Source organism: Mycobacterium gordonae (assembly GCF_002101675.1).
GTDB lineage: Bacteria > Actinomycetota > Actinomycetes > Mycobacteriales > Mycobacteriaceae > Mycobacterium > Mycobacterium gordonae.
The window spans coordinates 1-24,646 of record NZ_LQOY01000227.1 but is presented as its reverse complement, the minus strand read 5'-3'; the positions used below and the strand labels follow the sequence as shown (position 1 = coordinate 24,646).

24 protein-coding genes are annotated in these 24,646 nt (G+C 66.9%); 10 read left to right on the top strand and 14 right to left on the bottom strand.

Features of this window, described 5'->3' with window-relative positions; genetic code table 11:
• Positions 1–146: 146 nt before the first annotated feature.
• On the bottom strand, positions 147–2,009 hold the full coding sequence (locus tag AWC08_RS28695) for an Hsp70 family protein (protein ID WP_085088607.1): 1,863 nt from the start codon (positions 2,007–2,009) through the stop codon (positions 147–149).
• Between the two features lie 64 nt (positions 2,010–2,073).
• Positions 2,074–3,159 carry an NAD(P)H-dependent amine dehydrogenase family protein gene (locus tag AWC08_RS28690; protein ID WP_069432911.1) on the bottom strand — a complete coding sequence of 362 codons (1,086 nt, stop codon included), beginning with the start codon at positions 3,157–3,159 and terminating at the stop codon, positions 2,074–2,076.
• 141 nt (positions 3,160–3,300) lie between these two features.
• Between AWC08_RS28690 and AWC08_RS28685 the strand changes: the two genes are divergently transcribed.
• Both AWC08_RS28685 and AWC08_RS28680 read left to right on the top strand, forming a co-directional pair.
• Entirely contained in the window at positions 3,301–3,657 is a 357-nt protein-coding gene (locus AWC08_RS28685) for an MmpS family transport accessory protein (RefSeq protein ID WP_065135983.1), read from the top strand.
• A gap of 56 nt (positions 3,658–3,713) precedes the next feature.
• Positions 3,714–5,009, top strand: a complete 1,296-nt coding sequence (locus tag AWC08_RS28680) for a cytochrome P450 (RefSeq protein ID WP_065135982.1) — start codon at positions 3,714–3,716, stop codon at positions 5,007–5,009.
• On the opposite strand, the gene AWC08_RS28675 is transcribed toward AWC08_RS28680, so the two are convergent.
• Positions 4,999–5,598, bottom strand: a complete 600-nt coding sequence (locus AWC08_RS28675) for a class I SAM-dependent methyltransferase (RefSeq protein ID WP_065135981.1) — start codon at positions 5,596–5,598, stop codon at positions 4,999–5,001. The genes AWC08_RS28680 and AWC08_RS28675 overlap by 11 nt on opposite strands.
• An 85-nt stretch (positions 5,599–5,683) precedes the next feature.
• On the opposite strand from AWC08_RS28675, the gene AWC08_RS28670 reads away from it, so the two are divergent.
• Positions 5,684–6,979 (top strand): MFS transporter, encoded by a 1,296-nt coding sequence (locus tag AWC08_RS28670; protein WP_083271028.1) that lies wholly within the window; start codon positions 5,684–5,686, stop codon positions 6,977–6,979.
• A 102-nt stretch (positions 6,980–7,081) separates the two neighbouring features.
• Here AWC08_RS28670 and AWC08_RS28665 read toward each other — a convergent pair whose 3' ends face one another.
• Both AWC08_RS28665 and AWC08_RS28660 read right to left on the bottom strand, forming a co-directional pair.
• Positions 7,082–7,813: a potassium channel family protein gene (locus tag AWC08_RS28665; protein WP_069432909.1), complete on the bottom strand. Its 732-nt coding sequence runs from the start codon at positions 7,811–7,813 to the stop codon at positions 7,082–7,084.
• A 5-nt stretch (positions 7,814–7,818) separates the two neighbouring features.
• Complete coding sequence (locus AWC08_RS28660) at positions 7,819–8,538, bottom strand: haloacid dehalogenase type II (RefSeq protein WP_065135978.1); 720 nt, start codon at positions 8,536–8,538, stop codon at positions 7,819–7,821.
• A gap of 5 nt (positions 8,539–8,543) precedes the next feature.
• Here AWC08_RS28660 and AWC08_RS28655 point away from each other — a divergent pair, with 5 nt between their 5' ends.
• Together AWC08_RS28655 and AWC08_RS28650 are read left to right on the top strand one after the other, a co-directional pair.
• Complete coding sequence (locus AWC08_RS28655) at positions 8,544–8,927, top strand: YidH family protein (protein WP_065135977.1); 384 nt, start codon at positions 8,544–8,546, stop codon at positions 8,925–8,927.
• On the top strand, positions 8,924–9,235 hold the full coding sequence (locus tag AWC08_RS28650; RefSeq protein ID WP_069432908.1) for a DUF202 domain-containing protein: 312 nt from the start codon (positions 8,924–8,926) through the stop codon (positions 9,233–9,235). The genes AWC08_RS28655 and AWC08_RS28650 overlap by 4 nt, the downstream gene beginning before the upstream one ends.
• 10 nt (positions 9,236–9,245) lie before the next feature.
• Here AWC08_RS28650 and AWC08_RS28645 read toward each other — a convergent pair whose 3' ends face one another.
• From AWC08_RS28645 to AWC08_RS28630, 4 genes are all read right to left on the bottom strand, one after another.
• Positions 9,246–10,796: a serine/threonine-protein kinase gene (locus AWC08_RS28645; protein WP_085088604.1), complete on the bottom strand. Its 1,551-nt coding sequence runs from the start codon at positions 10,794–10,796 to the stop codon at positions 9,246–9,248.
• A gap of 48 nt (positions 10,797–10,844) precedes the next feature.
• Positions 10,845–11,591 carry a class A beta-lactamase-related serine hydrolase gene (locus tag AWC08_RS28640; protein ID WP_232007754.1) on the bottom strand — a complete coding sequence of 249 codons (747 nt, stop codon included), beginning with the start codon at positions 11,589–11,591 and terminating at the stop codon, positions 10,845–10,847.
• Between the two features lie 109 nt (positions 11,592–11,700).
• Positions 11,701–12,384 (bottom strand): Rv3717 family N-acetylmuramoyl-L-alanine amidase, encoded by a 684-nt coding sequence (locus AWC08_RS28635; RefSeq protein ID WP_082986594.1) that lies wholly within the window; start codon positions 12,382–12,384, stop codon positions 11,701–11,703.
• Between the two features lie 381 nt (positions 12,385–12,765).
• A complete protein-coding gene (locus AWC08_RS28630; protein WP_142283868.1) occupies positions 12,766–13,536 on the bottom strand; it encodes a hypothetical protein in 771 nt (256 codons plus the stop codon).
• Between the two features lie 210 nt (positions 13,537–13,746).
• On the opposite strand from AWC08_RS28630, the gene AWC08_RS28625 reads away from it, so the two are divergent.
• A complete protein-coding gene (locus tag AWC08_RS28625; RefSeq protein WP_082986593.1) occupies positions 13,747–15,663 on the top strand; it encodes a serine/threonine-protein kinase PknD in 1,917 nt (638 codons plus the stop codon).
• Positions 15,664–15,669: 6 nt separating this feature from the next.
• On the opposite strand, the gene AWC08_RS28620 is transcribed toward AWC08_RS28625, so the two are convergent.
• From AWC08_RS28620 to AWC08_RS28605, 4 genes are read right to left on the bottom strand one after another with little or no spacing between them, the layout of a single operon-like run.
• Complete coding sequence (locus AWC08_RS28620; RefSeq protein ID WP_069432904.1) at positions 15,670–15,921, bottom strand: hypothetical protein; 252 nt, start codon at positions 15,919–15,921, stop codon at positions 15,670–15,672.
• Positions 15,922–15,938: 17 nt separating this feature from the next.
• Positions 15,939–17,108, bottom strand: coding sequence for a zinc-dependent alcohol dehydrogenase (locus AWC08_RS28615; RefSeq protein WP_069432903.1), 1,170 nt, complete (start codon positions 17,106–17,108; stop codon positions 15,939–15,941).
• A gap of 21 nt (positions 17,109–17,129) precedes the next feature.
• Positions 17,130–17,570 carry an SRPBCC family protein gene (locus AWC08_RS28610; protein ID WP_232007753.1) on the bottom strand — a complete coding sequence of 147 codons (441 nt, stop codon included), beginning with the start codon at positions 17,568–17,570 and terminating at the stop codon, positions 17,130–17,132.
• Positions 17,571–17,629: 59 nt separating this feature from the next.
• A complete protein-coding gene (locus AWC08_RS28605; RefSeq protein WP_065135967.1) occupies positions 17,630–18,190 on the bottom strand; it encodes a hypothetical protein in 561 nt (186 codons plus the stop codon).
• A gap of 222 nt (positions 18,191–18,412) precedes the next feature.
• On the opposite strand from AWC08_RS28605, the gene AWC08_RS28600 reads away from it, so the two are divergent.
• From AWC08_RS28600 to AWC08_RS28590, 3 genes are read left to right on the top strand one after another with little or no spacing between them, the layout of a single operon-like run.
• Positions 18,413–19,915 (top strand): flavin-containing monooxygenase, encoded by a 1,503-nt coding sequence (locus AWC08_RS28600; protein ID WP_065135966.1) that lies wholly within the window; start codon positions 18,413–18,415, stop codon positions 19,913–19,915.
• Positions 19,912–21,468 (top strand): succinic semialdehyde dehydrogenase, encoded by a 1,557-nt coding sequence (locus AWC08_RS28595; protein WP_069432901.1) that lies wholly within the window; start codon positions 19,912–19,914, stop codon positions 21,466–21,468. The genes AWC08_RS28600 and AWC08_RS28595 overlap by 4 nt, the downstream gene beginning before the upstream one ends.
• A gap of 6 nt (positions 21,469–21,474) precedes the next feature.
• The gene (locus AWC08_RS28590) at positions 21,475–23,199 is read left to right on the top strand and encodes a GMC oxidoreductase (protein WP_069432900.1); all 1,725 of its coding nucleotides are present in this window, start codon (positions 21,475–21,477) and stop codon (positions 23,197–23,199) included.
• Between the two features lie 20 nt (positions 23,200–23,219).
• Here AWC08_RS28590 and AWC08_RS28585 read toward each other — a convergent pair whose 3' ends face one another.
• Positions 23,220–23,483 carry a hypothetical protein gene (locus tag AWC08_RS28585; protein WP_065135963.1) on the bottom strand — a complete coding sequence of 88 codons (264 nt, stop codon included), beginning with the start codon at positions 23,481–23,483 and terminating at the stop codon, positions 23,220–23,222.
• A 595-nt stretch (positions 23,484–24,078) separates the two neighbouring features.
• Between AWC08_RS28585 and AWC08_RS28580 the strand changes: the two genes are divergently transcribed.
• A partial coding sequence (locus tag AWC08_RS28580) for a PE family protein (protein ID WP_085088602.1) occupies positions 24,079–24,646 on the top strand: 568 nt, incomplete at its 3' end.

Sequence of the window (24,646 nt, the reverse complement as noted above, 5' to 3'; positions counted from 1 at the left end):
GCACAAGTCGGTCGAGGAACTCAACGAAGAAGCCGAACAACGCGTCAAAGACAACCTCGACAAAGACAAAGAGTTCAACGAGCAGATCCTGGAGGCGACCAAGCAGGACCGCGAGGACCGCGAAAAGGCCGGCAGGTAAACCGGATTCAGCCGGCCTGCAGCCTGCCCGGAACCGCAGGAACCGCAGGCACATTCGCTATCCCCGGCAGCTGCGGTAGGCCCGGGATCTGCGGTATCTGCGGAATCGGTGGCGGCGCAGGCGGGTTCGGGTTGGCCGGTCCCGGCAATTGCGGTACCTGCGGCACCGGCGGCGCCGTGGTCACCGGAGGCTGCGTCGTCGTCGCCGGCGGCACCGTGGTGGTCGCGGGTGCGGGCGCCTCGGTCGTCGGCGGCGGCGCCTGCGTGGTCTGCACCGGCGCCGGCGCCTGGGTCTGCGGGCGCGGTGCCGGCGCCTGGGTCGTCGGTGCGGGTTCGGGCGTCGATGCCGGCGGCGGCTCGGGACTGGGGCTCTCGCTAGTAGTCGCAGGCGGCGGCGCGGAGCTACGAGGGGTCGTGTTGACTCCCGGCGATTTGCTTCCCTTCCCGTGCGACGTCAACCCGATCGCCACCGCGGTGCCGACCAGCAACACCGCGACGACCGTGCTGATGATGATCACCGCCGGCAGGCGGTACCAGGGAATCGGCGAAGCCTTCGGCTCGGGTTCCGGGCGTTCTTCGCGCTCGAACTTCATCTGCGGCCGGGCGGCCGTGTAGCCCGAACCCGAACCCGAAGCCGAACCCGAGTCAGACGCAAGCGCCGGCATCAGGCGCGATTCGTCCTGTGCTTCCGACCACGCGAGCGCGGGCTGCATCGCCGACACCGGAGCGGCGGCGGGCACATCCTGGTACTCCTCCGCGGACGGCTCCGGCGCCGGCGGAGCCACCGGCGGCGACGCGGCCGGAGTCAGCGTCGTCGCGCTGGTATCACCAGGGCCCCGTGCGGCGCGCAGCGCGCCGCCGATGGCGGCGGTCAGTTGCGGACGCGGCGTGGTGATCACCGGCACCCCGAACCGGCCGGACAGCGACGTCGTCACCGCCGGGATGTTGGCGCCGCCGCCGACCGTGACGATGGCGACCAACCCGGATGCGTTGCGGCGCAGGGATTCCTCGAGCACACCGACCACGCCGTCGAGCGAGCCGCGGATCGTCTCCTCGAGTTCGTTGCGGGTCAGCCGGATCTCCCCGCGCAGCCCCGGCACCGCCTCGGAGAGTGTGGTCACCGTCGTGGCCGAAAGCCGCTCCTTGGCTGTGCGGCAGGCAGCCCGCAAGCGGTTCAGCGACCCGATCGCCGCGGTGGCGGACGGGTCGAACGAACCGGTGCCGGGCATCTCGGACATGACGTAGCTCAGCAGCGACTGGTCGACCAGGTCGCCGGAGAAGTCGTGGTGACGGACGGTCGGGCCTAGCGGCTGGTAGTCGGCGCTGGCGTCGACCAGGGTGATGCTGGTTCCGCTGCCACCGAAATCGCACACCGCGACGTTCCCCCGGGCCGGTATGCCCGGATTGGCCCGCACCGCGAACACGGCGGCCGCGGCATCCGGGATCAACGTCACCGGCGTGGCTTGGTGCGACCACTCGGACACCCGGCTCACCGCACCGCCCAGCGCGTCGACCGCGGCCGGCGCCCAGTGCGCCGGATACGTCACCGCGACATTGTCGGGCAGGGCGCGCCCGCCGGTTGCCGCGTAGGCCAGCGCCCGCAACCCGTCGGCAACCAGCGCTTCGCTGCGGTGCACGGAACCGTCGGCCGCCACGATGCCGACCCGGTCGCCCACCCGGTCCACGAAGTCGGTGATCACCAGACCGGGTTCGTCCAGCCTGGGATTCTCCGACGGCACCCCGACCTCCGGCGGGCGCTGCCGGTAGAGGGTCAGGACGGGTTTGCGGGTGATCGCGTGATCGGGCGTGACCGCGGCCAGGTTCGTGGCACCGATCGACAGGCCCAGTGCGGGCCTAGCTCCATCTGCCATCTGGCCTCATCCCCGTGTCCCCCCGACTCATGGATAAAACCTATACGAACTGTATGAGTGCTGGTCAGCGGATCGTACCCGCACCCGGAATGAGTGGCAGATCCAGCGCGGTCACCCAGCCCGGGGAGAGCTCGTTGACCGCCGGGACGGCGTTGAGCGCCCGCATGCCGGTCGCCAGGCATCCGGCGGCCGCGGCGTCGCGGCCCGAGCCGTCGGTGAAGCGGAACGCGGTTTCCTGGAAGATGCTGGGCGTGCCTTCGATATCCACCCGGTACACGTCGTTGTCGTGGCCGGTCGGCCAGTCCGGGGCGGCGTCGAGCCCGATGCGGTTGACGTGCTCGAGCTGGATGCGCGTCTCCCCTTTGTAGAGGCCGTTGATGGTGAACCGGACGGCGGCGACGTTGCCCGCCTTGATGAGGCCCTTGGCGGATTTGCGGTCGGTGGGGGTCACCCACTTGTCCCAGGTGGTGGTCATCTCGTCGAGCATGACGCCGGCGGCATGGGCGATCATCGGGACGGTGGCGCCCCACGCGAAGATCAGCACGTCGCGGTTTTCCAGCATCGGGCTGAACTCAGGTTCGCGCCCGATGCCCATCTCCCGCTCGTAGTCGCCCTCGTAGTTGGTGTAGTCCAGCAGTTCTGAGGCCCGAACTTTGCGAACCTCCGAGCACAGCCCCATCAGGGTCATCGGAAACAGGTCGTTGGCGAAGCCGGGGTCGATACCCGTGGTGAAGCAGGAGGACTCCCCCAGCTCGCACGCCTGGGTGATGGGGGTGATCCAGTTCGGCGGATTCTGCGGCATGGTCGGCCAGATCCACGGCGTCATCGCCGTCGAGCACACGTCGATGCCGGCCCGCAGGAAGCGGGTGATCAGTGAGATGTTGTCCTTGGCGTGCATGGCCGTCGGGCCGTAGTGCACCAGCGCGTCGGGTTCGAGGGCGATCAGGGCGTCGACGTCGTTGGTGGCGGTGACGCCGACCGGTTCGTCGAGTCCGCAGATGTCGCCGACGTCGCGGCCCACCTTGTCCGGGTTGCTGACGCCGACACCCACCAACTCGAACAGTGGATGCTTGACGATCTCGGTGATCACCATCCGGCCCACAAAACCGGTGCCCCACACCACCACCCGCTTAACGCCACTCTGCGTCATCGACCAGTCACCTCTTTCGGTTATCCGCTTCACCCTAAGCGGGCGGCGAAGCGACATCTACCATCGGACCGCCGGTCGCTGCGCCGGTAAAGCGGGCGAAACTCTGGTGTGGCGCCGCGGGTGATGACACGATGAACAACCATGACCAGTCGTCGCTTAGCTTCGATCCTGATTGCCACCGGCACCGCCTTCGGCGCCACCTATGGTGTGGCGCACGCGGACCCGTTCAAACCACCGGGCGCATTCCCCCAGGTTCACTACGAGGTCAGTGGCACCGGGATGGCCGAATACATCTCGTATCAGACTCAGTCCGGTCAGCAGCGTGCGGTGAATGTGCCGCTGCCATGGTCGACGGACTTCCAGGGTTTCGGCGGTCAGGTCTTCGTGTTGAGCGCGCAGGGGCAGGGCACCATCGCCTGCAAGATCGTGGTGGACGGCAACGTGGTCAACGACGCGCATTCCACCGGGACTCCCGGACACGCCATGTGCTCGCACTGAGCGGTCTAGGCTCGCCGGTGGCACCTCCTCAACGGTGAGGAGGTAAAGGAGGATGCATGGACCTCAAAACTGACGCGGACTCGGGCCTCAGGCCCCGGGTGAATGGGACGCCGCCACCAGAGATCCCGCTGGCCGACATCGCGCTGGGCTCGCTGGATTTCTGGGCGCTCGACGACGACTACCGCGACGGCGCGTTTGCCACCTTGCGCCGCGAGGCGCCCATCTCGTTCTGGCCGGCGATCGAACTCGAAGGGTTCACCGCCGGCAACGGGCACTGGGCGCTGACCCGGCTGGACGACGTGTTCTTCGCCAGCCGCCACCCGGAGCTGTTCAGCTCCAGCCCCAACATCACCATCAATGATCAGACGCCGGAGTTGGCCGAGTACTTCGGTTCGATGATCGTGATGGACGATCCCCGTCACCAGCGGCTGCGCTCCATCGTCAGCCGGGCCTTCACCCCGAAAGTGGTGGCCCGCATCGAAGCGTCGGTGCGGGATCGCGCTCATCAGCTGGTGACGTCCATGATGGCCAACCATCCCGACCGCCGGGCCGATCTGGTCAGTGAGATCGCCGGGCCGCTGCCCTTGCAGATCATCTGCGACATGATGGGCATCCCCGAGGACGACCATCAGAAGATATTCCATTGGACGAATGTGATTCTCGGCTTCGGCGACCCGGATTTGGCCACCGATTTCGGCGAGTTCCTGCAGGTTTCGATGGACATCGGTGCGTACGCCACGGCGTTGGCCGAGGACCGCCGGGTCAACCACCACGACGACCTGACCACCGCCCTGGTGGAAGCCGAGGTGAACGGCGAGCGGCTGTCGTCGTCGGAGATCGCGACGTTCTTCATCCTGCTGGTGGTGGCCGGCAACGAGACCACCCGCAACGCGATCAGCCACGGGGTGCTCGCACTGTCCCGCTATCCCGAAGAACGGGACCGGTGGTGGGCCGACTACGACGGACTGGCGCACACGGCGACCGAGGAGATCGTGCGGTGGGCCTCACCGGTGGTGTACATGCGCCGCACCCTGACCCGGGACTTCGAGCTCAGTGGCACCAAAATGGCTGAGGGCGATAAGGTTTCGCTGTGGTACTGCTCGGCCAACCGGGATGAGTCGAAGTTCGCCGACCCGTGGCGCTTCGACGTGGCACGCAACCCGAATCCGCACGTCGGGTTCGGCGGTGGCGGCGCGCACTTCTGTCTGGGCGCCAACCTGGCCCGCCGGGAGATCCGGGTGGTTTTCGACGAACTGCGCCGCGAGATGCCCGAGATCGTGGCGACGGCGGAACCGCGGCGACTGCTGTCGCAGTTCATTCACGGCATCAAGGTGCTGCCGGTCACGTGGTAGCACCCGCCTCCAGGTCGTAGATGAACAGCACCCGCGGGTAGACGGTCAGCCACTCCGGTGGTTGAGCAATCCGTTGCACGTCAACCGCTTTCGTGGCCAGCCAGGCAAGCGCCTGGCGGTACTCGTCGAGGCGCGCCGGTCGAAACGGGTAGCGCCGGTAGTAGGCGAACGCCTGCATGTGCGCCTGCAGCGCGAGCTTGCCTACCAGTCCCTGCGGCATGTCTTCGAACACGATGATGCGCCGGCGCGCGACGCGGTCACATTCGGCGGCCAACCGGACCGGGTCGTGGCTGTGGTGCAACACCTCGCTGAGAATCACGTGGTCGAACGCGTTGTCTGGGAACGGGATTGACGTGCCGTCGAATTCCGTGAAGGGAATGTCGGTCTGCCGGACGTCTTTGACGTCGATGCCGTGTGGCACCACCCCGTACATGTCGCGCAGATACACCGAGAGATGCCCCGTCCCGCACCCGACGTCGAGGACGGTGTCGCCGGGTCCGACGTAATCGACGAGCGCTTGGGCCTGTTCGCGCAACCGCACAGCAGGCTGCATGACATGCTGGGCTTCGGTGAGGCGGCGGCGAAACATCTCGGCCAAACCTAGCACGGTGAATTCGCGGCACGGCTAGAGCGGAAGGGACATCGTGAACGTCAAACACATTGCGTTCGCGTGCATGGTGGGCACCACCGTCGAGTTCTACGACTTCTACATCTACGGCACCGCCGCGGCTTTGACGTTCCCGACGGTCTTCTTCCCCGACCTCAGTCCGGCACTGGCAACGGTCGCCTCGATGGGCACGTTCGCCGCCGCGTTCATATCCCGGCCGTTGGGCGGCGCCGTATTCGGCCACTTCGGTGACCGCATCGGACGCAAAGCGACGCTGGTGGCCACGCTATTGATCATGGGTCTCTCGACCGTGGCGGTGGGCCTCACACCGGGCGCGGCCACGATCGGTGTGGCGGCGCCGCTGATCATCCTGACACTGCGCCTGCTGCAGGGATTCGCGGTCGGCGGCGAGTGGGCCGGATCGGCTTTGCTGGCAGCCGAATACGCGCCGCTCGACCAGCGCGGCCGCTACGGCATCTTCACCGCGATCGGCGCCGGAATCGCGATGGTGCTGACCGGTGTGACCTTCCTTCTGGTCAACGCCACCGTCGGCGAGACGAGCCCGTCATTCCTCAACTGGGGATGGCGAATCCCGTTCCTGCTCAGCGGTTTACTGGTTGCCTTCGCCTTGTATGTGCGGGTCAGCATCGAAGAGACCCCGGTGTTCGTTCGCCAGAGCGCGCCGCCGCGGGCGCCGCTTGCCGAAGTGCTGGGCCAACAGGGGCGCACCGTGGCGCTGGCGTCGGGCAGCTTCGTGGCCCTGTTCGCCTTCGTGTTCATGGCCGGCACCTACCTGGTGAGCTACGCGCACGGCACACTCGGGTTGTCCCGCAACGCGATCCTGGTCGCGGGATTGCTCGGTGGGCTGGTGTGGACGGCGGTGGTTCCGTTGTCGGCCGTGATGTCCGACCGGTTCGGGCGGCGTCCGGTCATCCTGTCCGGATGGGCCGTCGCAGTGCCCTGGTCGTTCGCTGTGCTGCCGTTGATCGACACCGACAACCCGGTGTTGTTCACCGCGGCCATCACCGGCACGTATGCGGTCGCCGCGTTTGCCTACGCCCCGATGACATCCTTTGTGCCGGAGCTGTTCACGACGTCGCACCGCTACACCGGCGCCGGCCTGGCGATCAACGTCTCCGGCATCCTCGGCGGCGCGGTTCCGCCCCTGATCGCCGAGCCGTTGAGCGTCCGCTACGGCAGCTGGACCATCGGGCTCATGCTCGGGGCGCTGGTCCTGATCAGCCTCTGGTGTACCTATCGGCTGCCGGAGACGCGAGGGACATTGCTGGAGAGCGTGATAGCGCCGGCGATATCACCTTCCCGCGGGAGTCATGCCGAGCTCCGCCGGGACACAAGTGACTGATGTGTCAGAGTTTCGTCACAGCCGTCACTTCCGCCCCTGGAAGGCAAGGCATGATGCGAGTTCAAACGTGATAGCACCGGCGATATCACCTGCCAGCCCGACCTAAGCCCCCGTCGCCTCCCGCGCCCGCAGCTGTTCGGCCAGCTCCCGGATCTCACCGCGCAGTTCGTCGATCTGAGCGGCCGTCGCCACCTGATTAGCCGTGTCGTTTTCGGAGACCCGCTGCACGATCCACGAAGCGAGCGACCCGGTCACCACACCGATCAGGGTGATGCCCCCCATCATCAACAAGACCGCGACCACGCGTCCGGTCACTGTGACCGGATAAAGGTTTCCGTAACCCACGGTGGTCACCGTGGTGATCGCCCACCACACGGCCTTGCCGAAACTGTTGATCGTGGTGCCCACCTGCTGGCGTTCAGCATCCAGCACCGCCAGGGCGCCGGTGTAGACCAGCAGCAGGACCCCGGACACCGTGTAGATCAGGATCTGGCCACGCACGGCGTGACCGACGGCCCTCTGCAACACCCCGAGTAGCACGATCAGCCGCACCATCCGCAGCGGCCGCAGGAACGGCAGCATGACGATCACCAGATCGAGCAGATGCAGCAGGAACCACTCGCGGCGGTTGTCTGCCAGGACTAGGCGGGCGAAGTAGTCCCCGACGAACATCGCCCAGGCGACCCAGCACAGCAGCCACAGGATGCGCGCCTCCGTCCCGTGCGGCCGGGCCAGGATCTGCACCGAGTACATGATCAGGAAGGCGACGGCGACCAGGGCCAGCGGCCACTCGGTGCGCTGCCGCCACAACTGTTCCTTGGAGAGAGAGTGCATGTGCCTCACCCTACGAGCTGGTCGGCGAGATCGACGAAATCACAAGCGTTGACGTCGAACTCGTCCTCATAGCCGACATCCGCCACGCCGTCGGCGCCGAATTCGAGCGGTCGGGCCACGAAGGCGGTCTGGAAACCGAGTCGAGCCGCGGCGCGCAAGTCGTACTTGTGGCTGGCCACCATCATGATCTCGCCAGCAGGCAGACCGAGGTAGGCGGCGGCCATCCGGTAGGCGGCCGGGTCGGGCTTGAACACCCCGGCCATCTCCGCGGTGAAGATGGCGTCCCAGGGCAGGCCGGCGCGCTTGGAGATGGCGATCACCGCGCTGACGTCGGCGTTCGACAGGGTGGCCAGCACGTATGTCCGGCGCAGGCGGGTCAGCCCCGGCCAGACATCCGGCCATGGCCGCAGCCGCTGCCAGGCCAGGGCGAGGTCGTCGCGCTCGGCCGCGGTCAGGTCGGTGAAGCCGGCTTCGGCCAAGACGGTGTCGAGCACCGTCCGGTAGACGGAAGCCACCGAGACCCACACACCCTGGCTCGGTACCGCTGCCGGCGGTCTCTCCAAGGCCGCGAAGTAGCCTGCCCGCCAACGTCGAACCACCTCCGGCCAATCCACCCCGGCGTCGCGGCCGGCGCTGATCCGGCGCGCCTCGTCGCACACCGTGGAGTGAAAGTCGGTCGCGGTTCCCTGGACATCGAATAACAGCGCCTTCAGCACCCGCTGAATCTACGATGTGCACCGTGGCCAATGGCGCTCCCCTGGAAGACGGGGTCGAAGAGACGGAGCCCGACTACCGATTCACCCTCGCCAACGAGCGAACCTTCCTGGCCTGGCAACGCACCGCATTGGGCCTGCTCGCGGCCGCGGTCGCGCTGGTGAACTTCGTCCCGGAACTGGTGGTGGTCGGCGCGCGCCGGATCATGGGCATCGGCTTGGCAGCGCTGGCCATCTCGACGAGCTGGACCGGCCTGCAGCGCTGGCGCCTTTCCGAACGGGCGATGCGTCGCGGGCAGCCGCTGCCCCGGCACCCGTCGCCCGGGCTGCTGGCGATCGGGCTCATCGTTCTCGGGGTGATCACCCTGAGCATGGTGATCGCCAAGGTGGTCCTGGGTTGACCGGTCCAGGCGGGCCCGCCGAGCGCACCACGCTGGCCTGGTCCAGGACGTCGTTCGCCTTCCTGGTCAACGGAGTGCTGTTGGCTATCAAAGACGTTCACGGCGCCGGACAGCGACTGGGCGCGCTGCTACCGGCCGGGGTGGCCTGCGTCGCCGCGTCGGCGACCTACGTGATCGCGCGGCGACGGCAGCACACGCTGGCCCAGCGCCCGTTGCCGACCCCGATCACCGCGCGCCGCCAGGTGTACATCATCGGGATCGCGACCCTGGTGCTCACCATCACCACCGCGATTACCCAACTGCTGTAACGCTTTTCGGCTACCAGAGATAGACGACGGCGTCTTTGCCGCCGGTACATCTGATCCACGGGTTGGCGCCGTCCCCGGCGCACTGCATCAGGAAGTTCGCCGGCGCTTTCGGATCGCAGTTCGCGCCCGCCACCGTGAAGCAATCGACGGCTCCCGGCGACGAGACCGTGCGCGCGCCGTTGGTGGCGTTGTTGTAGGTGTTCCAGTACGCATGCAGCACTGCGTTGGCGAAGTAGCACGATGTTTGCGGGGAACCGCGCCCGCCATGCGAGCCGTACCCGGTGACGTTCATCTGGAAGCCCTGGTCACAGCTCTGGTGGCTGGCGCTCTGGTCGGGGCCGGTGACCAGGGGCGGCGCGGCGTTGGTCGGCCGCGACGGGATCGGCTCCGGCGAGTTCGACGACGTCTCGCCCGAGTACGGCGGGATTGTCGGCGGCACGGTCGCGGTGGAAGCGGCCGGCGTGTCCTCCTTCTTCGCCAGCAGTCCGACGGCCACGCCGATGCCGCCCAGTACGAGCACCGCGCTGACCCCGATCACGGCAGGAGCCAGCCAGCGCCGCGGGGGTCTTGCCGGAGCTTCGCTGGGGACTACGGGCTGCGGCCCGGACGGCGGCCCATAGGGCGGAAAGGTTTGCGGGTACACCTGCTGGACCGTCGGCGGCTGCGGTGGCGGTGCGGGCGGCCAGGACGCGGGGCGGGTCGGCGACTCGTCCGTCGGGTCGACCGCGGTCCGGACACCGCTGCGCAGCGCCCGCTCGGCCGCCCGCCCGAACGCTCCGGCGCTGCCGTACCGGTCGTCGGGCTCCTTAGCCATGCCGCGCGCGATGACGTCGTCCAGCGCCGCCGGAACTCGCGGATTGGCCAGGCTGGGCCGCGGCGGCGGTGACGACAGGTGCGCCGCGACGAAGCCGCCCTGGGTTTGCGCCGGGAACGGAAGCTGGCCGGTCAGCGCTTCGTACAACACACACGCCAGCGAGTAGATGTCGGCCGCCGGGGTGATGTCGCGGTCGGAGAATCGTTCCGGCGCCATATAGGCCCACGAGCCGACCCGCATGTTCGCCGCGGTCAGACGGGTGTGCTCCCCCATCGTTTCGGCGATCCCGAAGTCGACCAGGTAGGCGAAGTCCGCCGGGGTGACCAGGATGTTCTGCGGCTTGACGTCGCGGTGCACGAGCCCTTCGGCGTGCGCCGCATCGAGGGCCGCGGCGATCTGGGCGACGATGGCCACCGCGCGTGCGGGCTCCAGCGGCCCGTTGGCCAGCAGGCCTTCCAGGTCCTTGCCGCGGACCAGGCGCATGTCGATGAACAGTGAGCCGTCGATCTCCCCAAAGCCGTGAATCGGAATGACGTGCGGTTCCTGCAGCGTCGCCGCGGCGTGCGATTCACGCTCGAAGCGGGCGCGGTACTGGCGGTCGTTGGCGAACTGGCTCTTGATGATCTTCAGGGCGACGGTGCGGCCGATCTGATTGTCGTAGGCCTCGTAGACCTCGCCCATGCCGCCCTTGCCGACGACGCCGGTGATCGTGTACTTGCCGAAAGTCGCACCGACCCGCTGATCCACCGCTGACGCCCTCCTCCGTAGGGATTATGCGGCACGTCGCCGGGATGTCTAGGTGTTTCCCGGGCAACCGCCTGCGGGTAGCTGTGGGAGACGGACGCTCAGCCAGGCGGCGACTTCGTCGAGCGCGCGCGTGCCGTCGTCGAACGACCCCGACGCGGGCTCGGCCGCGATGGCGACGGCGAGCCTGCCCGAGTTGACTACGCCGAACTGGCGCACCAGATACCTCTCGGCCGGGGACGGACCCCAGCCTCCTTTGAATTGCGCGCCGGGCAGCGCGCCGATGCCCCAACGCTGTTGCGGCACAATCTGACCCATCAAAGCGAAAATCGGGTCGTACTGCTTGTTGCAGAAAGCTTGCGCGATGAAGTGGGCTTGATCGGCGAGCGACCAGATGGTCTGGCCGAAGGCGGTGAATTGCGGTCGTAGTTTTCGTGATTCGACGATGGTCGGGTCGCCGGTCTCGCGCAGCACCTCTTGCACCTTGCCTGCAGCGGTGACGGGGTCGCCGAGCTGCTGCCAAAGAGCTTCTGCCGCCGTGTTATCCGATTCGGTGATGGTGGCCTGCATGGTGGCGGTGATGGTGTGCTGTTGCCGGTAGGCGGCGATCGCCAGCGGCACCTTGATGGTCGACCAGGCCGCACCCTGTTGCCAGTCGCCGTAAATCGTCGGCGGCTGATTGCTGCCGACGGCGGTGACGGCCAATGCCATCGTCGCGTTCACGCTACGCGCCAGTTGAGTGAATTCGGCGGCCAGGTCGGCATTCTGGGGCGGCGGTGCACTGTGGGGGGACGTCATCGGGGGCCTTTTCGGAACGGGGGCGTGCCGGTAGGTGTAGACGGCGGTTAATGTCACGATCGCGGCCGCCACAACCAGGGTTGCGAGGATCGCGATCGCGGTGCGGACGCTAGCTCGCCTTGGCTTGAAGATAGGCGACGATCCCCTGAGTCACGGCGGAGGCGTATTTCGCTCGGCCATCGGCACTTTCGATCTGGGCGGCGTCCTCGGTGTTCTTCATGTTGCCGAGCTCGACGAGCACGGCCGGATACTGGGCCAGGTTGAGGCCGGCGAGGTCGGCGCGACCGTACAGGCCGTCGGAGCCGACATAGTTCGACGGCTGGAACCCGGCGGAGATCAGGGCCGAGCGCATCGCGTTGGCCAGCTGCATCGCGCCGCCCGACTGGGCGTCGTTGAGCGGCGGGCTGGAGTAGTTGACGTGGAAGCCGTGCCCGGAAGCGGGTCCGCCGTCGGCGTGGATGCTGACGATGGCGTCCGGGTGCATGGCGTTGGCGCGGGCGGCGCGCTCGTCGATGCACGGGCCGACGGAACCGTCGTCTCCTCTGGACAACTCGGTGCGGACGCCGAGGTTGTTCAGGTTGGCGGCGACCATAGTGGTGACGTCCCAGGTGAACGCGTGCTCTGGATAGCCGTCGCCGGCCGCGGTGCCCGAGGTGTTGCACGGCTTGGTCCCGCCGCGGCCGTTGGGGACCTGCTGGTTGATCGACGCGTCGGCGACGGCGTTGTGCCCCGGGTCGAGAAAGACGCTCATCCCGGCGATGCCGGCGGCCGAGGCCGGCGGGACGGTGACCATCGCGGCGAGCAGGACCGGTGCTGCGGCGGCGCATTTCAGCACGTCGCGCCTGGAAAATCGGCTCACCGCGCGATGGTAACAACCCGGGTGGGCACAGCGCCCTTCACCTGCGGCGACGGACCCGGCGCATCAGCGCCGCGCCCTCGGGCCCGTAGATCCCGCGGTCGTCGCCCTGCAGCACCCAGTGCTGGTGCCGATCCCGCCTTCTTGACCGAGATTGCCGCCACGATTGCGAATGTGGCTGCCGGCTCGATCACGACCACCACGGCAATATCGGTAGCGGGCGTCCCGTCTTCAGCATCCGCATGCTGCACTGCGACTGATCGCGAGGTCAGCCCAGTCCGTTGCACGAATTCGTCCAGCACGCGGCGCGCCGCCCCCTCAGCTGATACGCCCAATTGCCAACTGTGCGAAGCGTTTAAGCGCGTCACATGACCCGTTGCCTTGAATCACCCGCAGTAGCCGGTCGCCGCCGAGCAAAACCAGCAAAGTGGTGGACGGCGGTGACGTCGTCGGGTCATCGACGCAGGCAGCCTTGACGCCGACACCGTCGACCACGGTCCCGTGCCGCGAGTCCAGCGCGAACTGCGACGCCGCATCCACCAGGAAAGCGCCCGGCACCTGCAGATCCACTTCGACGCCGTCGCCCATGTCGCCCGGCTTGTTGTAGATGCACGCGATGTCGACCGACCCGGCCTGGTCGCCGTAGGGCTCGAGGGTGACTTGCCCGCCCAGCATGCCGCGGGCTTCGGCCTCGCTCACCCAGTCGCACGGCCGGAACGCGGGGGGCTGCAACGGGTCGAGTTCGGTAAGGTCCAGCGTCACCACATCGTGGCGCCCGGTCGGGGTACCCACGGCCGGCGACACGGCGACGATGCGGTAGGTCCTCTCCGCGGGTTGGGCGGGGCTGTGCAGCGGGTCGTGCCCGTCCGGCGCGACACCCCGCACATTGTCCCAACACCCCAACTCGCCGTCTTTGGCCTGGTAGAGCAACCGTCCGACCACGTTCGGCAACTGACGGGGCCAGGTTTGGGAGTCACACAGCTGCCCCACCGTCGTCGGGCCGGGAGAGGCGGGCACCGTCGGGCGCGGGCCGGACCGGTGCGCCGAGCACCCCGCCAGCAGCACCGCCGCGGCAATGACCACGGGCATCCACGGCTTCACGCCGATCAGTCAACTCGACCAGGGCAACTACCGAACCCAAAATCGTCCGTGCCCGATTTCCGGCAGGCTGCCAAAATGGTTAACGGACGGCAAACGCACAGCTAACCTGGCGCGACAACGGGCCCGGTGAAATGCTGTGACTGGTCACAGGTGCCCGCGTTACAGTCGGGCCAGTGGTGACAAATGTGGGAGGCGTTGTTGCAGGAGACTTCATTCGGTAAGTACCGGCTCATCGAGTTGATGGGTCGGGGCGGCATGGGCGAAGTATGGCGCGCCTACGACGCCGACACCGATCGAGTCGTCGCCCTGAAGATCCTGCCGTCCGCCGTTTCCACCGACGAGGTGTTCCAGCAGCGGTTCCGGCGCGAGGCGCACGCCACCGCGCGACTCAACAGCCCACATTTGATCCCGATCCACACCTACGGCGAGATCAACGGCCGGCTCTATGTGGACATGCGGTTGATCGAGGGTCACGACCTGCAGGCCGTGCTGAACCAGGGGCCGCTGCCGCCGGCCCGGGCGGTGACCATCATCGACCAGGTCGCCAAGGGATTGCACGCCGCGCACCGGGAAAGGCTGCTGCACCGCGACGTCAAGCCGTCCAATGTTCTGCTCGACCACGACGATTTCGCCTACCTGATCGACTTCGGGATCGCGCGCGCCGCGGATGACCTGTCCCTGACGGCGACCGGCAATTTCATCGGGACCTACCACTACATGGCCCCCGAACGGTTCACCGCGGCAGACGTCGACTCCCGCTCGGACATCTACTCGTTGGCCTGTGTGCTCTATGAATGCCTGACGGCACAGTCCCCGTTTCCGGGTGACACCCTGCAGGAGCAGATCACCGGCCACCGCAGTGCGCCCCCGCCGCGGCCGTCGAGCACCAATCCCGACATTCCGGCGAGCCTGGACATGGTCATCGCACGAGGCATGGCCAAGAACCCCGGTGACCGCTACGACACCGCGCTGGAACTTGCGCGCGACGCCCGCAACGCGCTCACCGCGACCACGGTGACACCGACCATCCGGATGCAGCCGGCCCCTGCCGCCTATACCAATCCACTGCCCCGCCCCGACACCAATTGGCGGCAACCACCGCCCCCGCCGCGGCAACCGCCGCCTCCACCGCCGCGACCGCCGTCGAAACCCCCGCCGCCGCCGCAAAATGTCCACCCAACGATGGCGCGGCCGGTCTCGGTGCCGCAGCCGGAACCGATGGTCCCCCGCCCGGCACCGGTGCCGCCGGCCCGGCCCCGTCCGTGGTGGCGCCGCAAGGCGGTGGCCGCTGGTGCCGTGCTCGCGGTGATCCTGACCGTGGCGGCCGTCGTCTTTCTCGGCAACTGGGGATCAAAGAGCGAATACGAGCAGGTGACGCTGCCGTTCACCGGCCTGCGTGACCCGCAGGGCCTGTCGGTGGACATCGGCGGAACGGTGTATATCGCTGACACCGAACACAATCGGATCCTTGCGCTGTTCGCCGGCACCACCGAACCCCACACCTTGCCGTTCGACGGGCTCAACCTTCCCACCGGAGTGACCGCGGACAACACCGGCACCGTCTACGTCAACGACGCCGGCAACAAGCGGGTACTGGTGTTGCGGCCGGGTAGTCAGACCCAAGAGGTGCTGCCGTTCACCGACTTGGAGAACCCGACCGGACTGACGGTCGACAGCAGCCGGACCGTGTACGTCGCCGACACCGGAAAGAACCATGTGGTGGCGCTCGCCGCAAATTCGAACACGATCAGCGAAGTGCCGTTCAACGGCCTGAACAACCCGACAGGTCTGGTGGTGACCGGCAACGGGACCGTCTATGTGGCCGACGGCGGCAACAATCGCGTCCTGGTTCTGCCGGTGGACACCAAAAAGCAGACGGCACTGCCGTTTACGGGCCTCAAGCAACCGGGCGGCCTCACGCTCGACTCCCAGGGCAATGTGTATCTCAACGACACCGGCCACAACCGCACACTGAAGCTCGCGGTCGGCTCCACGACACAGGAGGAACTCCCCTTCACCGGCCTCGACTACCCGTGGGGGTTGGCGGTCGACAACAGCGGAACCGTATATGTGGGCGGGCGCAACGACAAAATTGTGGCGTTGCGGCGCAAGTAGATCGGCTCAGCCACCCAGGTTGCGCACGGCCATGTCGAGACTCTCGGCCTGCTCGCTCAAATCCCGCTCGGACAGTTCCGCGGTGCCGGCTCGATCCACCAGTTCCTGGCGCGAGGCGATGTGCAGGGCGCCACGGCAATCCGGTGATTCCAGTTCGGCCGGCGTCCTGACCTCGACCCGGCCCTGGATCAAAACCATTGCGGCGTCGGAATCCTGGTGCGCCAGCAACCGGCGGACATCGCCGACTTGGACAGTCATGACTCTCCCTCCGTGCGTCAGGGCCGCAGTGCGACCCGGATGCAGTTGTCTTTCTTGTTCTTGAACAGGTCGTAGGCGAGCACGCCCTGCTCGAGTGGCAGGTCGTGGGTGATCAGCTTGGCCGGGTCCAGGTCGCCCTGCTCGACGTAGTCGAACAACCGGGTGATGTAGCGCTGACCATGCTGCTGCGACGTTTTCAGGGTCAGGCCCTTATTGGTGAGCACACCCATGGGGAACTTGTCGGTCACCCCGTACACGCCGAGCACCGACACCACTCCCCCTTTGCGGCAGGCGAGGATGGCCTGGCGCATGGCGCTGGCGCGGTCGGTCTCCATCCGCAGCAGTTGCTTGGCTCTGTCGTAGAGCTGCTGGACCCCGGTGCCGTGGCCTTCCATGCCGACCGCGTCGATACAGGCGTCGGGGCCGCGGCCGCCGGTCATCTCCCGCAGCGTCTCGTGCACGCTGTCCACGGCGGTGTAGTCGACGGTCTCCAGCCCGAAGCCGTTGCGGGCCAATTCCAATCGCTCCGGGATCCGGTCGACGACGATGGCGCGGTCGGCGCCCAGCAACAGCGCGCTGCGGGCGGCCATCAGGCCGACCCCGCCGGCTCCCCAGACCGCGACGGTATCGCCGCCGGAGATGTCGCAGAAATCGGCGCCCATGAATCCGGTGGGGGCGGCGTCGGAGAGAAACAGGGCCTGCTCGTCGCTGATATCGCCAGGAATGACAAAGCAATTGGTGTCCCCGAACGGCACCCGCACGTATTGGGCGTGCGACCCGGCGTAGCCCCCGAACGGATGGGTGTAGCCGTAGATCCCGCCGGACGGGTAACCGAGCAGGGGCTGTTGCAGTTCGGCGTTGGGGTTGGTGGTGTCGCAGCACGCGTACATCTCGTGCTCGCAGTACCAGCAGCTGTCGCAGGCGATGAAGGACGGCACCACCACCCGGTCACCGACCTTGATGTCGCGCACCTCCTGGCCCGTCTCGGCCACCATTCCCATGAATTCGTGGCCGAAGACATCACCTTCCCGCATCCCGGGCAGGTAGCCGTCGATGAAGTGCAGGTCCGAACCACAGGTGGTGGTTAGCCGGACTTCGACAATCACATCGTGGGGGTTAAGGATTTTCGGGTCGTCGACGGTCTCCACTGACAGGTCGTTGACGCCGTTCCAGCACAGTGCGCGCATGGTTCGCCCTTCCTACGGCTCTTACCGCGCGGATTTCCGCGCGCTGGGGTTGGACCGGATGGTCGGCACTTCGCCCGTCTGGATCAGCGCGCGCGTCCGGTAGAGCACCTTGAACGCGGCCGCGCCGGAGAGCAGCCCGGGAGCCGGCACCTTGACGCGCAGGGTGACCTCGGTGCCGAGATCATTTGGTGCGGGCCGATATTCGACGGCGAGTTCGTTGTCGTCGGAGGTGCCGACATAGCGGAGCCGGCCCGGTTCGGCGGCGAGGCGCGACTCCCAGGCCGGTCCTTCCATGAGCTGCCAGCGATAGCGGTCATTCCCGATCGTTTCGACCTCGGCGATGTCGCCGAGCACCACCGAGAGCTGTTCCGGATCGCGCCAGAGCTGTTCGATGCGCTCCGGTTTGCAGGCGATGGTGACGGTTTGCGCCTTGGCGGCGCTCGGCGCCGTGTCGGCGACCATGCTCACCACCTTGGTGACAACTTTGTTCACCGGCTCCGGTATCTGATGCACCATTGCGGTCAGCTCGCCTTGCGTGTCAGCTTGTTGCCGAACCCGGAGATCATCTGGCTGGGACGCTGTTGTTCACCCTGCTGTGCACCGAGGATGAGGATCGTCCCGGTGAGGAGGGGCAGTGCCCACTGCAGGTACTTCAACTGCTTCTGCGCCGTGGCGGCTTGATCCGGCGTCGACGGCGACGGCTCGGTCGCTCCTGCTGCGGGATGGCCGTCGGCTTGAGCGACTTTCGCGCCCAGCGCGCCGCTGTAGGCAGTGGCGCCCAGGGCGGCGCCGGTCACGGCCAGCTTCGCCGCGGTGTTCGACGTGACGCCGCTCTGGTACCGGGCGCGCTTGCGGTTGTTGTAGAGGATCGCCCCGCCGCCCAGCAGATGTGCACCGATGGCCGCGGCATTGACGGGCGCCCACTTCGCCCAACCGGTTGCCGAGACTCGAGCACGGTCCTGCGGGTCGCGGACGGCGGCGCCGGCTCCGTTGAGGCCGACCGCACCCATGAGCGATCCGCCGAACCAAGCGGCCGCGCCCAGGTCGTGTAGTGAACGAATGACTGTGCTGCGTGATGGCATTGACGATCCTTTCGATTGGTCTGAGGGCTGAGCGCGGCAGATGCGCGCCTGCTTCGGCTGGGGTTCACAGTTCTGTTGCTTTGAAACCCAACCGTTCTCGGGAATTGCGCGCCTTCGCGTCAGGTCCCGCCGGTTCGCATACCGCATGATTGCGTTTCCGATTCCGGGGCATCCTTAGGGGCAGCGACTGCCTTCCGGCCGAAGGAGAACCTTGTGACATCGATGATCGGTCACCGCGGTGGAGTCACGATCATCGGAGCCGGCTTCGGCGGCATCTGCATGGGGATCAAATTGCGGCGAGCCGGCATCCCGTTCACGATTCTGGACAAGGGCGATCGGGTCGGCGGAGTCTGGCGGGACAACACCTATCCCGGCGCCGCCTGCGATGTCCCGTCACACCTGTACTCGTATTCCTTTGAGCCGAGCCACGACTGGTCCCGCAAATACGGGACGCAGCCGGAGATTCAGAGCTACATCGATCATTGCGCCCGCAAGTACGGAGTCGTCGACCACATCCAATTCGGCCGGGAGGTGACGGGCGCCAGGTTCGACGAAGCCTCAGGCCAGTGGACCGTCGAAACCTCCGACGGTGACGCGGTGACGTCGGCTTTCCTCGTGACGGCCACCGGACAACTGAGCCTGCCCGCCGACCCTGACCTGCCGGGCCTGGCGGACTTCTCCGGCCACGCCTTCCATTCCGCCCGCTGGGACCACGATTACGACTTGCGCGGCAAGCGGGTGGCGGTGGTCGGCACCGGCGCCTCGGCGATCCAGTTCGTCCCGCAGATCGCTCCGCTGGTGGACCAGATGTATGTGCTGCAACGTTCCGCGCCGTACGTGTTGCCCAAGCCCGACCGGCGTTACCTACCGCTGGAGAAGTACCTGTACCGGCACTTCGCCGGCTCACTCGCCTTGAGTCGCACTCGCCAGTATGTCTACCACGAGGCGCGGGTGATTCCGCTGACCAAGGGAGTCGGCATCAAAGTGCTGGAAGGGATGTGGCGGCGCCACCTGCATTCACAGATCGATGACGAGAACTTGCGGGACAAGCTGCGGCCCGACTACCCGATCGGCTGCAAGCGGGTCTTGCTGTCCAACGACTGGTATTCGGCGCTGAGCCGTCCGAATGTCGAGGTGATCCCGGCCGGGCTCACGCGTGTGACGCCTACCGGTTTCGTCGCTGCGGACGGGACCGAATGTGACGTCGACACCATCATTTTCGGAACCGGCTTCGCCGCGAACGACTTTCTGGCGCCCATGACCGTCGTCGGTTCAGGCGGGCGAAATCTGCACGAGGTCTGGCGCGCCACCGGCGGTGCCGAGGCGTTCAAAGGCATTGCGGTCAGCGGATTTCCGAACCTTTTCATCTTGTACGGCCCGAACACCAACCTGGGCCACAACTCGATCATCTACATGCTGGAGTCTCAGACCGACTATGTGCTGGAGGCGCTGCGGCATGCCGCCAGCCACGGCGCCAAGTGGATCGACGTGCGCCCCGAGGCTTACGACGACTACAACGACGAACTGCAGCGGGCTTTGAAGAAGACGGTGTGGCAGGGCGGTTGCGACAGCTGGTATGTCACCGAGGCGGGCAAGAACACCAACAACTGGCCGAGCTTCACCTTCGACTACCGGCGCCAGACCCGCTTCTTCGACCCCGTCCATTACCGAACGGACGCGAGCCACGAGTCCGCCCTTGCGACCACTGGAGGTCCCGCACAATGACCGCTCTTGTCGACACCAACCCGATCTTCGACTCCCTGGCTGCCCGGGTCCAGACCGTCCAACCCAGGGACGATCGCGAAGTCACCAACGCGATGACGGGCGCGCCGCTCGGCCGGGTGCCGCACTGCACCGCCGATGACGTCGTCGCTGCGGCCGCCCGGGCCAGGCAGGCGCAGAAGAGCTGGGCCCGCAGGCCGATCGCCGAACGGGCCGCAGTCCTGTTGCGCATGCACGACCTGGTGCTCAAGCGCCAGGATGAGGTGCTCGACATCATCCAGTCCGAGAACGGCAAGGCCCGCGGACACGCGTTCGAGGAGGTCATCGACGTCGCGCTGACCACCCGCTACTACGCCCACACGGCCGAGGAGTACCTCAAACCCCAACGGCGCCAGGGTGTTCAGCTGGTGCTGACCGAGGTGTGGGAATACCACCACCCCAAAGGGCTGGTCGGCGTGATCGCACCGTGGAACTACCCGCTGACGCTGGGCATCAGCGACGCCCTCCCGGCGATCGTGGCCGGCAACGCGGTGCTGATCAAACCCGATGAGCGGACACCGTTTTCGACGCTGTGGGCGGTGCGGTTGCTCGAAGAGGCCGGCATGCCACCCGGTCTCGTGCAGATCGTCACCGGCCCCGGGTCCGAACTCGGGACGCCGATCATCGAGCAGTCCGACTTTCTGATGTTCACCGGCTCCACCCGGGTGGGCCGGCTGGTCGCCGCGCAGGCCGGCGAACGGCTGATCGACTGTTCGATGGAGCTCGGCGGCAAGAACGCCCTGCTGGTGCTCGACGACGCCGACGTCGAGAAGGCCGCACAGGGGGCCACCCGCGCCTGCTTCTCGAACTCCGGGCAGCTGTGCATCTCGATCGAACGCATCTATGTGCCGAAGATGCTGTGGGAAAGCTTCGTTCCGGCGTTTGTCACCGCGACGGAGAGCATGGTGTTGTCGGCGGGGCTCGACTACAAGGCCGACATGGGTTCGCTGATCAACGAGACCCAACTGAACACCGTCATCCACCACGTCGACGATGCCGTGGCCAAAGGCGCGACCGTGCTCACCGGCGGCAAGCCCCGACCCGACGTCGGGCCGTACTTCTATGAGCCGACGATCATGACCGGGGTCAAGGAGGGAATGGCCGCCTTCGCCGACGAGACGTTCGGCCCGGTGGTGTCGCTGTATCCGGTGGACAGCGAAGAGGAGGCGATCGCCAAAGCCAACGACAGCGCCTTCGGGCTGAATTTCAGCGTCTGGACTTCCGATCCGCAGCGCGGCCGCCGCGTCGCCGCTCAACTGCAGGCCGGCACCGTCAACGTCAACGAAGGCTATGCCGCGGCGTGGGCGTCGGTCGACGCACCGATGGGCGGCATGAAGGACTCCGGCCTCGGTCGCCGCCACGGCGAGCACGGCATCCTGAAATACACCGAGTCGCAAACCATCGCGATAGAGCGGGTGCTGCCGGTGGGCGCGCCGCGGTGGTTGCGGGCGGACCGGTACGCGAAGGTGATGACCGGCGGGCTGCGCGCGCTCAAACGACTGCCCGGCGTCAAGTAAGAGAAGGTGGAAGCTGTGGACTACGACGTGGTGGTGATCGGCTCCGGCTTCGGCGGATCGGTGTCCGCACTGCGGCTCACCGAAAAAGGTTACCGGGTCGGCGTTTTGGAGGCGGGCCGGCGTTTCGAGGACGCGCAGTTCCCCAAGAACAGCCTGGACCTGCGGAACTTCCTGTGGGCACCCAAGCTGGGCTGCACCGGAATTCAGCGCATCCACGTGCTGCCCGACGTGATCGTGCTCGCCGGGGCGGGCGTGGGCGGCGGTTCGCTCAACTACGCCAACACGTTGTACGAGCCCAAATCGGACGCCTTCTACCGGGATCGGCAGTGGGCGCACATCACCGATTGGCGCGACGAGCTGGCTCCCTACTATGACCAGGCCAAGCGCATGCTGGGCGTAGTCCGAAACCCGACGATGACGGCTTCGGATGTGGCGCTGCGCAAGGTCGCCGAGGACCTCGGCGTCGGCGACACGTTCGGCATGACGCCCGTCGGGGTGTACTTCGGACCGGACAACAAGCCCAAACCCGGTGTGGAAGTGGACGATCCGTTCTTCGGCGGAGCCGGCCCGCGCCGGCGCGGGTGCATCGAGGTCGGCGAGTGCATGACGGGGTGCCGGCACAACGCGAAGAACACGCTGATGAAGAACTACCTGTATCTGGCCGAGCGGGCCGGTGCGAAGGTGCACGATCTGACGACCGTCGTCAGGGTACGTCCCCTTGCCGATGGCGGGTATGCCGTCGACACCGTTCGCAGCGGAAGCTGGTGGTCACGGCGCACCGCCGGCACCATCACCGCCCAGCAGGTGATCTTCGCGGCCGGGACCTGGGGCACCCAGCAGTTGCTGCACCGGATGAAGGCCGACGGCACGCTGAGCGGGATCTCCGACCGGCTCGGGGTGCTGACGCGCACAAATTCCGAGGCGCTGTGCGGCGCCAGCGTGCGGATGCGTCAGGGTCGCGACGCCGGCTTCCATCACGGTGTGGCGATCACGTCGTCGATCCACCCGGACGACAAGACGCACATCGAACCGGTCCGCTACGGCAAGGGCCCCCAGTCGATGGGGATGTTGACCACCGTGATGACCGACGGCGGCGGGCGCGCGCCGCGGTGGCTGCGGTGGCTGGGGCAGGTGCTGCGCCATCCGGGGCAGGCGGCATCGGTGTACGCCGGGCTCCGGACCTGGTCGCAGCGCACCGTCATCGCGCTGGTCATGCAGACCGAGGACAACTCGCTGACGTTGTTTCCGAAACGGCGGCGGTTCGGCGGAGTCAAGCTGTCGTCCCGGCAGGGCCACGGGGTGCCCAACCCCACTTGGATCCCGAAAGCGAACGAGGCCGTGCGCCAACTTGCCGAGGACATCGGCGGGATGCCCTACAGCAGCGTCGGCGAAATCTTCGACATCCCGATGACAGCCCACTTCCTGGGCGGGTGCACCATCGGGGATTCACCGCAGACCGGCGTGATCGACCCCTATCACCGGGTGTACGGACACCCCGGGCTGCATGTGGTCGATGGTTCAGCCATCTCCGCCAACATCGGGGTGAACCCCTCGCTGACCATCACCGCCCAGGCCGAGCGGGCAATGTCGTTCTGGCCCAATGTCAATGAGGAAGATGCGCGGCCGGGCCTCGGTGCGGCGTACCAGCGGCTGGTGCCGGTGGCGCCGCAGCGGCCGGTGGTGCCGGGAGATGCTCCGGCCGCATTACGGTTGCCGGTGGTAGAGCGCTGAGAAGGTTACGCCCCGCCGAGCTACGTGCGCTTCACCCGACTGATCACGATGTCATGCGACGAACAGAGTCGACACGTCAGCGGCCGAATCCTCAATCGCAGCTTCGACATCCGTAATGCCTTGCTGCAGAACGGGTATCGGCACCCGCACGACAGGGTGATCCACCAGTCTGCCGCATGGTCCGCCTCGTCGCAGAACTTCCGGCAGATGCATGGGATCTCGGTGTCGAAATCCAGCGCCGACAGGACATCGAACTCCGGCAGCAGTGCGCACTCCCCGACCATCACGGACTGAAGGGTAAACCTCTAGTTGAGACTTTTCGGTTAGGCGCGCGGCGGCGGCGCAAACCCGCCCGGCACATCGCGGCGGATCGAGCTGGGCGGCCCGAATTCACCTCGATGGTGGTTCACATTGCTGCTCTTCTGAGATATTTAGCCGTTCGAGTCGCCCCGATGTCGGTAGCCGCAGGCTGTCGACTTATCTGATCGCAACACCTGCGGCTCTGGCCACGGCGTCAGCGGATGTGAGCGGAATCGGGGGCGATCCGCAAGGCCACGGCATCGTGGGCACCGTCGACGACCGGGATAGCGGCCGCGGATGAGGTGCCGGCGGCGCCGACGCCACGCCGATGAATGACTTCTGGAAATAGCGAGGACCGCCGTCCGGATTACGTTGGCACAGAACCGGTATCGAGTGGCCAATCACCGGTGTGCCGCCCATCTGCAGATACGAAACGCGGTAACCCGACCATCGTCGGACCAACCTGGCGGCTGCGCCCTAGCCGAGTCCGCCGCGCCGCGCAATAGGTGTTCCCATTTGCATTCCGTATGCATAGAGTTACCCCGATCGAATCGCCCCGTTGACTGATGGGAGCCGCAGATGCCGACCTACTTACTCGCAGCACCTGAGGCTTTGGCCGCGGCGTCAGCGGATCTGAACGGGATCGCCGAGGCGATCAGGAAAGCGTCCGTTTCGGCGGCGCCGTCGACCACGGAGATCGCGGCCGCGGCCGCTGACGAGGTTTCGTCAGCCATTGCCCGGATGTTCGGCGGCTATGCCCAGTCGTATCAGTCGGTGGGTGCTCAGATTGCCCTGTGCCAGAGGCAGTTTCAACAGGCTTTGATCTCGGGCGCGGGCGCCTACGCGACCGCTGAAGCCACCAACCTGTTGTCGCTGCAAGGCTTCGAACAGACGCTGCTGGAAGTGGTGGACGCGGTGAATGTGCCGGTCATGGCGTTGACCGGACGCCCGCTGATTGGCAACGGCGCGAACGCCGCCCCCGGGACCGGAGCCAACGGCGCGCCCGGCGGGTGGTTGATCGGTGACGGCGGGGCCGGCGGGTCAGGTCAGGCGGGACCTCCGTTCGGTTACGGCGGCGGGGCCGGCGGGGCCGGCGGTGCCAGCGGGGCACTGAGCGGGCTGGTCGGCGCGGGCGGCGGCACCGGAG